The sequence below is a fragment of the Citrobacter sp. KH_055_1 genome (genome assembly GCF_057838705.1).
In genome coordinates, this window is sequence record NZ_CM174473.1 from 962,561 (window position 1) to 977,074 (window position 14,514).

At 50.5% G+C, this 14,514-nt stretch carries 10 protein-coding genes; 5 read left to right on the forward strand and 5 right to left on the reverse strand.

Annotation, left to right across the window (positions count from 1 at the left end; genetic code table 11):
• Window positions 1-25: 25 nt before the first annotated feature.
• Window positions 26-277 (forward strand): hypothetical protein, encoded by a 252-nt coding sequence (locus AC3ITF_RS04590; RefSeq protein WP_370316670.1) that lies wholly within the window; start codon window positions 26-28, stop codon window positions 275-277.
• 157 nt (window positions 278-434) lie between these two features.
• Here the strand turns inward: AC3ITF_RS04590 and lapD are convergent, their stop codons facing one another.
• The 5 genes from lapD to AC3ITF_RS04615 form a co-directional block, all read right to left on the reverse strand.
• A complete protein-coding gene (lapD, locus tag AC3ITF_RS04595) occupies window positions 435-2,369 on the reverse strand; it encodes a cyclic di-GMP receptor LapD (protein ID WP_489176170.1) in 1,935 nt (644 codons plus the stop codon).
• Window positions 2,370-2,378: 9 nt separating this feature from the next.
• Complete coding sequence (gene lapG / locus AC3ITF_RS04600) at window positions 2,379-2,999, reverse strand: cysteine protease LapG (RefSeq protein WP_137399674.1); 621 nt, start codon at window positions 2,997-2,999, stop codon at window positions 2,379-2,381.
• 74 nt (window positions 3,000-3,073) lie between these two features.
• Complete coding sequence (locus tag AC3ITF_RS04605; RefSeq protein WP_489176171.1) at window positions 3,074-3,967, reverse strand: transporter substrate-binding domain-containing protein; 894 nt, start codon at window positions 3,965-3,967, stop codon at window positions 3,074-3,076.
• Window positions 3,951-4,883: a transporter substrate-binding domain-containing protein gene (locus AC3ITF_RS04610; RefSeq protein ID WP_135911506.1), complete on the reverse strand. Its 933-nt coding sequence runs from the start codon at window positions 4,881-4,883 to the stop codon at window positions 3,951-3,953. The genes AC3ITF_RS04605 and AC3ITF_RS04610 overlap by 17 nt, the downstream gene beginning before the upstream one ends.
• Window positions 4,876-7,068: a putative bifunctional diguanylate cyclase/phosphodiesterase gene (locus AC3ITF_RS04615; RefSeq protein WP_489176172.1), complete on the reverse strand. Its 2,193-nt coding sequence runs from the start codon at window positions 7,066-7,068 to the stop codon at window positions 4,876-4,878. The genes AC3ITF_RS04610 and AC3ITF_RS04615 overlap by 8 nt, the downstream gene beginning before the upstream one ends.
• 621 nt (window positions 7,069-7,689) lie before the next feature.
• On the opposite strand from AC3ITF_RS04615, the gene AC3ITF_RS04620 reads away from it, so the two are divergent.
• The 4 genes from AC3ITF_RS04620 to AC3ITF_RS04635 all read left to right on the forward strand — a co-directional run bounded on the left by AC3ITF_RS04620 (window position 7,690) and on the right by AC3ITF_RS04635 (window position 14,511).
• The gene (locus AC3ITF_RS04620; protein ID WP_489176173.1) at window positions 7,690-9,882 is read left to right on the forward strand and encodes a sensor domain-containing phosphodiesterase; all 2,193 of its coding nucleotides are present in this window, start codon (window positions 7,690-7,692) and stop codon (window positions 9,880-9,882) included.
• A gap of 65 nt (window positions 9,883-9,947) precedes the next feature.
• On the forward strand, window positions 9,948-12,038 hold the full coding sequence (locus AC3ITF_RS04625) for a methyl-accepting chemotaxis protein (protein ID WP_181695330.1): 2,091 nt from the start codon (window positions 9,948-9,950) through the stop codon (window positions 12,036-12,038).
• Window positions 12,035-13,102, forward strand: a complete 1,068-nt coding sequence (locus AC3ITF_RS04630; RefSeq protein ID WP_137362602.1) for a chemotaxis protein CheB — start codon at window positions 12,035-12,037, stop codon at window positions 13,100-13,102. The genes AC3ITF_RS04625 and AC3ITF_RS04630 overlap by 4 nt, the downstream gene beginning before the upstream one ends.
• The gene (locus AC3ITF_RS04635) at window positions 13,099-14,511 is read left to right on the forward strand and encodes a CheR family methyltransferase (RefSeq protein ID WP_489176174.1); all 1,413 of its coding nucleotides are present in this window, start codon (window positions 13,099-13,101) and stop codon (window positions 14,509-14,511) included. Before AC3ITF_RS04630 ends, AC3ITF_RS04635 begins: the two co-directional genes overlap by 4 nt.
• Window positions 14,512-14,514 lie beyond the last annotated feature (3 nt).

Genomic DNA, 14,514 nt, shown 5'->3' on the forward strand with positions numbered 1-14,514 from the left:
CGACATATTAATCTAAGGCAACAAGATGAATGCTGTTCCACCTGATGAACACGGCACTGAAATAGACAACCAACAGTTCCTGGCCATGCTGCAAAAGAGCGACCTGGAGATGGTGCGCGTATTGGATGACTTGATTTACCTGTTGATCCGTAAAGGCGTTATAGCGATTACCGATCTACCGCCGATGGCGCAGGTTAAATTAATGAATCGCGCGAACGCGCGTCAGGAACTCGGGGGGTTAGAACAACTGCTCGGTAACGATGACCGAATTTTTTAACGGCAACAGACAGCCTGCAGACAACGTAGAAAATGCCCGGTGGCGCAGGCTTGCCGGGCCTACAAAAATCATAACCATTTGATTTTGTAGGCCGGATAAGCGAAGCGCCATCCGGCAAAAGCAAGCAAAACAACGGCATCCAGACGGCCTGTTTTCATCACAGCGGTGCGGGCTCGCCTAACAGCTGTCCCATTGCGCCATCCACGCCCAGTTCCTGCAACACCTTAAGCTCACCTGCGGTTTCAACGCGCTCGGCAATCAGCGGTAAATCAATACTGCGGGTGGCGTTACAGAGCACTTCAATAAACAAGCGCTTATCTTTTTCTTTGTCGATATGGCGGATATAGCTGCTGTCGATTTTCAGATACGCCAGGCCCCACTGTGACAGATGACCAATCATATCGAAGCGACTGCCGAAGTGTTGCAGGCCCAGCGAGCAGCGATATTGACTTACGGCTTTAACAAACATCGCCATTTGGTTCGGCCCAGGTAGCTGGTTTTCATCCAGCTCGAGAATTAACCGACCGGCCAGCTTTGGTGCGTATTTCAGCGGATTTAACAGGTCGGAAATGGCGCGAGCACTGGTTACTGAACTGCCTGAAATACTCAGCGCTAACTTACCGGGGGCGATTTTCAGCTGATTTAAGGTCAGTTTTAACATGACCTTGTCCAGACGATGGCTCCAGCCAAAGCGGTGGATCCACGGCAGGAAACGACCGGCGTTAATGGTATTGCCCTGCTCATCAACAATGCGCGACAGCACTTTGTAATGCAGGATTTTATCCGGCTGATGACAATCGACCACGGGCTGATACACCAGCTGAAATTGCTGATTCTCCAGCGCGTGCTCCAGACGCACAAACCATAAATGCTGATCTTCGCTCGCTGTGGCGACCTCTGTCGTCGGCACGACCTGGTGGTCGGTATGCGTTTCCGCTTCGACCAGCAGACGATCGGCCTGAATCAACAACGACTGCGGACTGTCTCCGGCGCTGAAGGGCACCATGCTGCAGTAGGCGACCGGCTGTTGATCTGACATTCCGGTGGCATAAAATGCCGTCAGTTTTTGCGCCAGCGAAGTACGCAGTTCCAGCATCTCACCGTGCGTGACGCCGGGGCAGAGCAGGGCGAACTCGCCGCCCCGAATGCGGGCGAGCGTGCTGTCGAGCGGCGCGTATTTGGCTTTGTGTGCATTCAACAGGTTGGCGATATTCTGCAACAGCTTATCGGTATGTGGGCCGCCAAAACGCTGGTTCAGCCCCCCCAAATCCTGAACGCGAACCAACATCAAATAGCCCGGTGCGGTATCCGCATCGCTCAGTCGGGCCTGCAACTGCATATCAAATGCGCGGCGGTTGGCAATACCGGTCTGACTGTCGAGATAGGCCTCATTGTGCAGGCGCTCACTGTAGATAGCCTGCTCTTCAAAGAGTGATTTCAGCTTGGTCGCCATCAGGTTCATGGCTGCGACGACCCGGCGCAGTTCCGGCGTTTTTGGCAGTTCAGGCAGCGTCAGGAATTCGCGACGGGTAATCGCTTCTGATTGTTTCGCCAGATAGTTAAGCGGGCGCAGCAGTTTACGCAACAGCATAACCCCCGCCAGCAGGCAGGCCAGACTACAGGACAGCATCCACACCAAATTGCCTACAGTGCTGCTCCACAAACGTTGCACCGCAAAGATGGGGTCACTGGTGACCTCCACGCGGGCGGCCTGTTGCCAACCGCGCATAATGGTGGCATTGCCCGTTTGCGGGACCACATCTACCAGATCCACAAACCAGCTGGGTACATCCGGGATCGACGCCGCCGCGTGACGTTCCAGCATCGTTGTACCGTTGGTCAGATTGACGATGCGGATTTTTTGATAGTAACCACTATCAAAAATAGAGCTCACCATCAGCTCGATCATCGCCGGATCGTTGACGTTCGGTGTGAGTGAAACCCCCAGAGCCGTTGCCGCATCCTGGGCATGCGCCAGCAGCTGGTTGTTGTATTGATGGCGGGAGCTTTCCAGCGTCACAATAAAACTGCCGCTGAAGACAATCATCATGAAAAGAGAAATAGAAAAAAGTAACTGTTTAAAAAGTGACACTGACGTTCCCTATTTATCTATCGGGAAGCCTTCTTCCCGCATTTTGGTGAATACTTGCTGCCAGCGAGAAAGTCTCTTGCTGTCCCCAATACGTTTTGTGTTCTGGTTGCCCGGCAGCCACAGGCCGCTATCGTTAAATGAGTACACCGGTAATAAATCCTGACGCTGGCTGGCCGGTGAAAGGGTGTTTGTCAGACTATCGAGAACCAGAGGGATGGCGTCAGGCGTGGCATACCAGGTCAGTACCATATGTGCGCGGTTTAAACGTAGGGCTTTAACGTAAGTGATACGCAGCTTCTCTTCGGAAACACCCAACTGCCGCAGCGTGAAATATTTCGCGATGGCGTAGTCTTCGCAGTCCGCTTTACCCTGGCGCAGGGATTCCACCGGCGTCGCCCAGTAATCGACGTTGTGCCAGACGTCGCTATCCTCGGCGTAACGGAGCTGGGTATTAAAAAACAGATTTACCGCGCGCAGCTGTGTTTGCTCATCGGCATGGCGCAGTTGAATTAAGAGCTTTTGCCAGGCGTTGATGCGCTGTTGTGCCGCAGCGCTGGCGGGGCCATAGAGGACATCGGACTTCTGCATGATGGTGGCAAAATCCCACGCCGCGCGCAGCGAATTGACCATCAATAGCAACAACAGCGCCCCTGGGATCTGCCAGAGGCGAAGTAAGCGAGTGAGTGAACAGACGCTTATTTTTTTCAAGGGTGATGCTGACACGGTGTAGGAGGTTGATTTCCCGTATGTTTACAGACATAAGGCGCCAGCCATTTTTTGCGCAGCTGTACATTAATAGGGGAAGCGAAAATGGTTTTCAGTGAACTGTCGATGAACGCCACAAACTGCGGATCGTTTTTGCGCATCATAATGGCATAGTGCATATCCGCGCCGATGGTTTCGGCTGACACGCTGAATGTGTCAGGCAGTTCACTCTGATTAATCAGCGGCCAGGCCAGGATATCATCGATAAACAGCGCTGCAGATTCATTCTGCGCCATTTTATTAAACGCCCCGTTTATCGTGGTAGTGGTTATTGTTGAAATATTAAGATGCTGTTCCCGGTTCGCCTTGTTGAATTCCAGCAAATCTTTTGAACTGCCTGTCAGGCTAACCGTTCGTCCTTTTAAGTCAGCCAGGGAATGAATATTGTTTTTACGTAAAGAGATGATGCGCATTTTCGCGATGTAGTAGTTAACGGAAAATGAAACGCTGGAGGTCCGCTCTGGCGCGTTAGTATTTACGCCACAGTCCATGTCTATTTTACGTGTTTTTAATGCAGAAAAGCGTTCCGCAAAATTCACCGGAATATAATGAATGGTTAAGTTATTGAGCTTGAGATACTGCCGCAGTTTGTCCGCAATCAGGTTACACACCGCAATGGTATACCCCGTTACCTTGCCGTTTTGGTCGGTAAAGGAAAACGGCGGCAGCTGTCGATAACCCACGTTCAGTACGCTGCTGATTTGTATGTGTTCCAGCGTGGCGGCATTCTGCTGCGCCATCAACACAGGGGACACGGTGAGGCCAGCCAGTAAAATCAGCCCCTGCGCCACACGTTTTATCCGGGCCATCTCATGCTTAATTATATTTTTCATAATCAAAACCGATCTTCTTTTTTGCTGACGTTAATGCTTTCAGATTATCTGACATGGGAATATTTAAATTGATGGCTTTCGGCGGTATTGGAGACTGAAACCATTTATTGTACAAGGTCGTAAACTCACCGCTGGTCATCAGAGAAGATAACGTGTCATCCACAAAAGCTTTAAATTCTTTATCGTGTAAAGGGAGCAGCAGTCCCGCCGGAAGTGGCGCACTGAGCGCAATACGGGATAGCATATATTCATCCGGGTTGGCGGCCTGCGCAATCATCCCTTTTAATAATACAGTGCTGGAAATCAGCGCCGGATAGGCGCCGCTCTGAACGCCATTGAAGGCGACGTTGTTGTTAGTATCCAGCTCAATATTAATGTTAAGCGCGTTGGCGGTATTAATTTTCTGTAGTTGCTCAACGTAAACTGTGCCGCTTTTTACCAGCACGCTGTGCCCGGAAAGTGCTTGTAGATTGCCATTATAATCATTCCTACGCATCACATAGCGAGTGCTGGAAAAGTAAAATGGCAATGAGAATTCGCTAATGCTGTGGCGACCCTTCGAATAAAAAGCCGGAATGCACATGATATCGGCCATGTGTTTTTTAATGAGCACAAACTGAGATGCCGAGTTTGCGCGCACCCATTGCGTTTTCAATGTTTTAAGCTGTAGTTTGGTTTTCAGCGCAGCGACGATATTTTTACAGATATCAATGGAATAGCCAGCAGGTGACGTGCCTTCCTGGTACGAGAAAGGAAAGGCATCATCCTGGTAACCGAGGGTGATAGTTTTCATACTGGCAATCTTCTCCAGCGTGCGCTGCTCGGGCGAAACATCCGTCGCGCAGCGTGCAGAGAAGGGGATTAACAGCGCAGCGGCAAGCACAATACGCGTTGCCAAACGCAGGCGATTAGTCATGCATAACCTCTTCTGCAAGGGCTTCATCGGCAAAAGCAGACAACACGTCACGCTCGCGCAGCGGATAGCTGAAGAAATATCCCTGCACATGTTGGCACTTAATTTTGCGCAAAATGTTGCGCTGGAGCGGTGTTTCCACCCCTTCCGCGGTGACGGAGATATTGTACTTTTGCGCGAACTGGATAAGCATCACAATCAAGTACTGGCTGGCATTATCCTGCTCTAATTTATCGATAAGCGTGCGGGCAATCTTGATGCGCGTGAAGGGGTAGACCAGCAAATAGTCCAGCGCGGCGTAGCCTGTTCCCAGATCGTCCATTGCGATGTCGATCCCCATCGCGCGGATCTCTTTCAGTACCGGGAGGGCAATAGACTGATCCAGTTTCTCGGATTCGGTGATTTCAATTTCGAGTCGATTGGCTGACAGTTGGCTGGTGCGTAACGCTTCTTTGATGACGTCGACCAGCCCTGGGCTGTGTAGCTGGTTGGCTGACACATTGACGGCAATGCGGATGTGTTCCGGCCATTTTGCGGCGACGGCGCAAGACTGGCGAATGACCCATTCACCTAAACGCACAATCAGGCCCGAGCTTTCAGCAATATTGATAAAGTAATCCGGGTAAATCAGCCCTTTCGTCGGGTGATTCCAGCGGATCAGAGATTCGTAGCCGTGAACCGTTTCATCCTGCAGATTAACGATGGGCTGGTAGTAAAGTTCGAACTGCTCGTTATCAATACCATCAATAATTTCCTGATTAATGAACAGGCTGTGGCTCTGTTTCATCACCATGCCGTCTTCGAAGAAATGGAAGCAACCGCGGCCATGGTGCTTGGAGGCATACATGGCCAGATCGGCATTGATCATCAATGTTGAGGTATTATTGCCCTGATAAGGTGCGCTGGTAATGCCAATGCTGCAACTGATAGAGAACGTGTGGGTGCTCCAGCTAAACGGTGTGCTCAGCGCGCGGAGAATACGTTTCGCCAGCCGGTTCGCCTCTTTAACGGCGTTGTCGCTGACCTGTTGCAGAATCGCAAACTCATCCCCGCCCAGACGTGCCGCCATATCGTTTGGCCCCAGCAATAATTGCAGGCGCTGCGCCACGTTGATTAACACTTCATCGCCGGCTTTATGGCCGAAGGTGTCGTTTACCGGCTTGAAGTTGTCGAGGTCAATCAACAGCAGGTTGAACGGTTTCTCTACCTGCTGGACTTCACTGACGCGTTTATCCAGCGCCAGTCCGAAAGAGACGCGATTGGGTAAGCCTGTCAGCGAATCATGATGGGCCATATGCTCCATCTTTTGTGACATCTCATGCATACGCTGTAGATAGCCGCGTTCTTTCATCGCGACGCGCAATTTTTCAATGGCGCTGGCGAGATGTCCAATCTCATCATCCTGGTCAAGAAAGGGGGTGACAGAGTCGGTTTCTTCGCGGGCAATGCGGGTAATGGAGTTAATCAGCAACGGAACCGGGCGGAACAGACGGCGCATGAACAGCGTCACCAGCGTCAGCGTTGCCAGTAAAATGAGGACGAAAATGATACTGCTCTTTTTCAACATCGCATCATAGGCAGCGTACAGATCACTCTTCTTACCAATGCTGCTTATCAGGCTGCCGAGGATTTCACCTGAGGGCGTCAGAACAGGGACGGCGCTGATGAAGCACGCTTCGCCGTTGATCTGGGCAAATCCGATATAGTCGTTGACCAGCACATCGCGTGGCAAACGCCCGGCGAAGGAGATTACCCCGTCGCCCTCTTCAGACTTATTGTTGATGCCCACGAAACCTTTATCGGGCGTATACAGGAACATCCAGGTGGGATTGTGCGTTTGCGCTGAGGCCAGAGCCAAAACGTCTACCGGGTTATAGCCGGTCTGAATAATGGAGTCGGTATCGCCAAGCTGTCTGTCCGAGACAATACGGGATATTTGCCCCGTGTCGCGGGTTTCAACCGAAACGGTGGTATACACGCTGCGGATGATGTAGGTCATGATCTGGGCGTTGGCTTCTGCTCTCTGTACCCACTGCTGATAAGAAAAGTTGTCGATCAGGCTCCAACTGGTAAAGGCACCAGCACCAAACGCAATAATGATCCCCGCCAGCAAAAACTGTGTTATTTTGCCGGTGATCGAATGTTGCCATCCTTTTATTGCCTTTAGGGAAAACAGAGACGTGGCCACGGATTCTTTTTAATTCCTGAAAATACACATATATGCTGAATTAAATTTCTTTTATGACTTAATGAAATAACAGTATGGGTATTTTTGTTACAAGTAAGTAGATGAAAGGTGTGAAACTCTCAGGTACAACATTTAATTAACACTGGAGCTGAATAGCTAACGATAAAATAACGGTGTATAAATATAAGGATCGCTGTACATTTCGTCAACAGGTAAAAATGTACATTAAAACACAATTTCATTCAGTGGTGATGTGTCGTATTAATGTTGACATTAATGCCTGTAAGGAATGTTTTTTGTACACACGTTAAAGATGTGCGATGGATACGCTGGCGGTGCTGTGTTTTTACACTATTAATCAATTGATTAGGTTGCTTATTAACTGGTGAGGTAAAAATAAAAATATCATGATATGTCCATTTTTATCTATAAATGATGGTTTATTTTCTGATGCGATATGAATAAGATGCACGCTTCAATGTAGAACCTTTTTTATTTTCTCAGTGTGCGGTTAATGTCATCAATTTTACAATGGTTAATGACTGGCCCAAATGGATTTGTTTGCGACATTAGAATCTGGATTAAAGTCCTATTGGTATAGTGTATAGCGGATAAATTGATTTGGACGCAATAATAAATACAAACACTGCAAAAAACACTCGTGAATGGTGTCTGCCGCTTGCTATTCCTGGCCTTTTTTATCCACTGGCACACTATCTTAACGGTTACTGCATTCTTAATAATACTCTATTAACCGTTTACGATCTCAAATTAGCCGTATTTTCCGCCGCATTGGTTCTCTTTGGTTATCGGGTTCTGCCGGGGATAATGCTGTTTCTGGCGGTGATGTTTTGGGTTGGTCCTGTAGGCGAACACGTGGACGCGTTGTGCCTGACAGCTGCATCGACGCTGAGCTATGCCATTTATCGTAAAGTGACGGGCAGACGCAGTAGCGCCAGCTTTAGCCGGATCACCATCAGCCTGAATCGTATGATTTGGCTCTGCGGCTACAACATTTTGCTGTATCTGCTTTTCAGCAAAATTTTCGCCTTTGTGGTTCCCCACAGTCAGCGATCGGATGTGGCGAACCTGCATATTATGAGTCTGGAAATGCTGGTGCGTGTCCAGGGACTTGCTAACGGTTGCCTGACGGGGATCCCCTTTTTCTACAAAGCATTTCGCATCCTGCGCCGACCATCCTGGTTGTTTACCTTTATTAAGTCGATCGGCGAACAATGCAAAGGCAATGTCACGGTATACGGCGTCATGGCGTGGTGCACCGTGCTTATTGGTCTGATGCTATGTTTAACGTCGCCCTATAACTCGAATATTTTCTTCTCATTCTACAGCCTGATCCTGCTTTTCCCGTTGATGCTGTGGGGAGCTATTAAGATTGGCCACTCATTTACGATGCTAGTGTGGACGGTGGTATTAATTATTCTGGGCAAGCATAACGATAATTATATCGCCAGCGATGAGAGTTTCATGCTGCACCAGGCTATGGTTTCAACGCTTATTTTTATCTTTTCACTCACCATTGTGATTATGGGCGCGCTGGCAAAATTTACCCGTCAACGATTTAGCCAGGCGCTGGTATTAGGTCTGACCGACCCGATGACGGGCATGGCAAACTTGCGTGCGCTGAAGACGGAGCTGTTTACGACCGAACATGCGACGGTGTGCCTGATTCAACTCCCCGAACTGGAGCTTTTTTCCCGCCGCTACGGTTTTCATTTTCGTACCCGTTATCAGAAAATTTTGGCTGAGCATTTGCAGAAGCATTTGGTCGAAAGTGAGAAGGTCTATTATCACGCCGGTTATGATCTGCTGATCAGGCTGGAAAATTGTACCTGGGAGCGGTTGTGTGATTTATACCAGGCTGCTAACGGTTTTCGCCTTTTTCATAATAATCAGCGGCTGGGGTTTCGCAGTGGTTTGGGCTATTGCCTGATTCACGATGTGAGCGATGACATCTATCAGTTGGTGGGGAAACTGGGCATGGTCGCGGGGTTGTCTCTGACCAACGGCAGACCCGAAAACCTGGAAACGCAACATAGCCGCATGCTTGGCAACCATATTGTGGATAAAACCGATATTCGCACGGCGTTGCAAAATGCGTTGGATAACAATGCGTTTGTGCTGATGGCCCAGCCTATTGTCAGCACCCAGGGCGAAGAACACTATCATGAAATATTGATCCGCATGTTAAACGATAAGGGTGAATTTATTTCGCCAAACAGTTTTCTGCCGGTGGCGCATGATGCGGGGCTGGCACCGGAAATCGATTTATGGGTCATCGAAAATACGCTCAAAGCCATGTGTCACCATCCACAGCGTTGCTTTTCTATTAACCTGGCACCAGTGACGGTGTGTCGTTCAAATATTGTCTCGAAGATCACCCAGCTCTTACAGGAATATGCCGTCGCGCCGCAGCGAATTATTTTTGAGATTACCGAAGCGGATACGCTGTCCGATAAACAACAAACCGTAGAAACGCTGCGTTTAATTCGCCAATTGGGCTGCCGGGTGGCGATTGATGATTTTGGTACCGGGTTCGCCAGCCATGCGCGTTTGATGAATATCGAGGCGGACATTTTGAAAATTGATGGCTCGTTTATTCGGCGGATCACGGAAAGTGAAATCAGCTACTACATCGTTGAATCATTCTGCCGCGTTGCCGAAATGAAAAACATGCAAGTCGTCGCTGAATTTGTGGAAAACGCCAGTATTCAGGCATGCCTGGAGCAAATGAACGTGGGGTGGTTGCAGGGATATCACATTGGTAAGCCGACACCGCTGCTCACGCTGAAATAGCGTGGCGCCAGCACAATTCTGACTCAAAAAAAGAACAGCGCCTTCTCAGACAGAGAATAAAAAATATGAGTGACATGATTAAAGTAAAAGAACGCCCGGCGGCCATATCTTCAGACGGACCCACTGCACGAGTGCTCGCCTGGCTGCACAGTATTCACCTGGGTGTCGCGATGAAACTCGGCATGATTCTGGTGGTGTGCATTGCCACGCTGCTGATTGGCGCCTCTTTTATGTTATCGAATTATCTGTCCAGCGAGCTGCAGGTTAATGCGCTGGAAATGATCAAAACCAACACCCGTATTTTCCACAACAATATCTCTAATGAGTTTCAACGGGTTACCCGGGATGCGGAACATTACAGCAATGTTTACATTAATAACTATCAGAATGTAGCCAATAAGCCACTGCGCTCAATGGATGCGTCTGAACTAAAAGCCGTTTTGAGTAACCCCAATACAAACGACCATTTCACCGAATTAACCAGCGTCTTTGCCAGTACCTTTATTCTGCAGGGCGAGCAGTTTGTTCGCGTCAGCAGCACGTTGCTGGCCAGTTCCGGTAACACGGCGACGGCAACGGTATTGGGGCGCGATAATCCGGCATTGCCATTACTACTGAAAAATAAACCGTTTTCAGGTGTGGTCACGCTGTTTGGTAAGCAGTTTATTAGCCACTATGAGCCGATTGCCGATAAATATGGTCAGGTGATTGGTGCCGTGGCGGTCGGGTTTGATGTCAAACAGACCCTGCAACCGATCATCAGGCAGTTATTGGATGTGCATATTGGTAAAAATGGCTACGCCTACGTGCTGGATGCCGGGTTCGACCCCGGGCGTATGTTGGCGCACCCTTCGCTGGCTAACCAGCAGGCGGTGAATATTACTGACGCCAACGGTTATAAGCTGTTTGCCGATATCCTCGAACATAAAAATGGCATCACCTACTACAACTGGGTGAGTGGTTATGGTGTCGCACCTAAGACCAAAGTTGCCGTCTATGAGTACATTGAAGGGATCAACTGGATCATCGCCACCACCAGCTATGTGGATGATGTCGCCAAGAGCAGCAATCTTGTGCGCAATGGCCTGTTGCTGTTCACCGCGTTGCTGTTGCCCATCATTTTATTGCTGATTGCGATTGCCAGCCGCTTCCTGATTTCACGCCGTCTAAACCGTGTGCTGAAAATTGCGCAGACTATCGCGGAAGGTGACTTAACGGTGGATGTGCAGGTCGATCATCCTGATGAAATTGGCGAACTGCTCGGCGCGGTAGAAATGATGCGCCAGCGCCTGCACTCGCTGGTGGGGGATATGGTGTCTCATGCGAATTCAGTGCACCAGGCATCATTGCACATCACCGAGGCGGTAGACGGCCAGGCCTCAACCAGCGTGGAAACCTCATCTTCAGTGGCTGAAATTACCTCCACCATGGAAGAGCTGTCGGCCTCTTCCACCCAGATAGCCGAGCATTCGCGGGCGGTGGTCGATATTGCCAACCAGACGCTTGAGGATTGCAATAAAGGCTCGGATTCGATGTCGCAGCTGCTGATGCGCATGACGGATATCGACAACGATAACCAACAAAACATGCGTGAAATCATGATGCTCGGCAACAAGTCGACGGAAATCAGCCGCGTGATGGTGATCATTAACAGTGTGGCGGATCAAACCAAACTGATCGCCTTTAACGCCGCGCTGGAAGCGGCCAGCGCCGGAGAAGCCGGGAAACGTTTCTCCGTGGTGGCGGCTGAAATCCGTCGTCTGGCGGATTCAGTCACCGAATCGACGGTTGAAATCGAGAATAAAATTAGTGAAATCCAGAACGCGATTAATCGCCTGGTGCTGAACGCGGAAAAAGGTGGCGAGAGCATAAAATCGGGGACGAGGGCGTGTCAGCTGAGCGCTGAGCACCTGAATGATATCGTCGTTACCGCAGAGCAAACCTCTACGGCGGCGCTGCAGATCTCGCTGTCTACCCAGCAGCAGAAAACCGCCAGCAATCAGGTGGTCATGGCGCTGCGTGAAATTGTTGTCGCCAGTAACTACACGTCGCAGTCGATCAAAGACATTCTGATTGTGAGTCAGGATATGACACAGCTGTCGAAGGCGCTGAAAGAGGCCTCTGCATCATTCACCTTGATGGATATGGATGCATGAGTAGCCGCGGTATTCGGGTACTGATCCTGGATTTGGGCAGCGTGTCGCGCAACCAACTGGTCAAGCAACTGGAAGATCATCCACATATTTCGGTGGTTGGGCAGGCGGCCCATCGCCGCCAGGCAATGCGGTTGTTGCAACAGTTAGGGCCTGATCTGCTGATCCTTACGCTGGAAACGTCGACCGCCGATAACGTCGAGATCGTCGAAACCATCATGGCGACCAGCGCAATCCCTATTCTGGTCATGCATTTTGGTGGTGAAAATGCAGGCGATGAGGACTACATCTCTCGCGGGGCGCTGGCGGTGTTGCACTATAACTACGACTCCCCACTCGCCACCCGGACGCTGCATCGACAGGTGGAACTGCTGGTGGGCGTGAAGGTCATCCGTCATATCAAGGGGTTACGCTACCCTGCAGAACCGAGTGTGTCGGGCACGCGTTTGGCAATGGAAACGGTTGAGACCACGGCCGACTGGCCCTATGTGCTGGCGATTGCCTGTTCGACCGGTGGGCCGCAGGCACTGAGCAAACTGTTGCAGGATTTACCCGGTACGTTCCCGTGTCCGGTACTGATTGCCCAGCACATTGCCGATGGTTTCGCCAAGAACATGGTGCACTGGCTGGACAGCGTAACCGATCTGAAGGTACGGCTGGCGCAGGATAATGACCCGGTGGAGGCCGGAAATGTCTATATCCTGCCACCGGAACAGCATCTGATCGTCAAAAGTAACCAACGGCTGGCGACGGTTCCACGACAAGAAAGCGACGTGTATCACCCCAGCTGCAATCTGTTACTGGAGTCGGTCGCTGAGGTGTTCCGCGAAAAAGCGGTTGGGCTGATCATGACCGGAATGGGCAGCGATGGATGTCGCGGCATCGAGCTTATCGTCCAGCGAGGTGGACGAACGCTGGCGCAAGATGAAGAAAGTTCGGTGGTCTTTGGTATGAACAAGAACGCGATTGATAAGCAGCTCATACACCGCACGATCCCGCTGAATGGCCTCGCGAAGGTGCTGCTTTCGATGGCAGGTCACGGGCATTTCGAGAGTACATTGCCATGATACCCAACCTTCCAGAATATGCCCGCTTGATCAAAGAACGGGTGGGTTTGCACTTTGATAATGCGATGGAAGCGCTGCTGAAATCGGCGCTGAGTCAGCGCATGGCTGAGCGTAATATCACTGATTATTATGAATACTATGAAAAACTGCGGCTGTCGCAGGACGAGTTTGATCGCTTTATTACCCTGATTACGATTAACGAAACGTATTTTTTCCGTGAAAGCGACACGCTGGATTTAATCTGCGAAAAATGGGTGCCGCGGATCATGCAACAGCGTAGCGGTCCGGTGCGTATTCTTAGCGCAGGGTGTTCATCAGGGGAAGAAGCCTACTCGCTGGCCATCAAACTGCATGAAAAGTACCAGGATGGGATGGCGGAACGGGTTGAACTCTACGGCTGTGATATTGACCCGGCAATTCTCGCGAAAGCCAGAAATGCCAGCTATTCCAGCTACTCGTTTCGTGGCGTCGATCCGTTAATTCAGCAGCGCTATTTTACCCGTACGGGAAACCAGTTTCGGCTACATGACGCCATCCGTGAAAAAGTGTCATTCCACCGCACCAACATCATCAAAGAGCAACTGCTGCCGGAAGTGGACATTATTTTGCTGCGCAATGTGTCTATTTATTTCGACACGCCGACCCGCCGCGAGCTGCACGCAAATTTGCAAAAGATGCTGCAGCCGCACGGCGCTCTGTTCTTCGGCAACGCAGAAACGCTGGCGAACAATTTCGATATCCTGAAGCTTGAGCAGGAAGAGAGCATTTTCTATTTTTGCCACCACGCTGAATCTCCTCGGGTAGTGCCAACACCACGGGCTACGCCGCGCGTGACCGTTACCGCCCCCGTTGTTGCCGTCGAGCCTGCCGCACCCGCGACGCTTAAGTCTGACGACTGGCTGAAAAAGGCGCGTGCCTGCCTCGATGAAAAACGTTTTTCCGATGCTGAAAAGTGTATCGCCTGCGTATTACGCAGCGATCCAGGCCATCAGGATGCGCTGCTGATTCAGGGCGTGATTGCGCTGGAGCAGCGAGAGTTCTCGCAGACCACCGGCAATGCGCAAAAGATCCTCGCCCAGGATGAATGGTCGGCAGAGGCAAAAATGTTGCTCGGTCTGGCGATGATGTGGCAGTACCAGACGCAGCAGGCGATTGCCTGGTTCAAACAGGTGGTTTATCAGGAACCGGGTTACTGGCCCGCGCATTATTATCTGGCCGAAATGTATCGCCAAAGTGAACTTCACCAGCCCGCGCAGCGGACTTATCGCGTGGTGATGCAATTACTTAACGATGAAATCAACAATCCTTCAACGGTGTGTCGTCTACGTTTGCCGATGGTCTTTCCCGGCACGACGTTTCGCTTTCTGTGTGAACATCAACTGGCGCAATTCGCCCATCAAAGCGGGTAATAA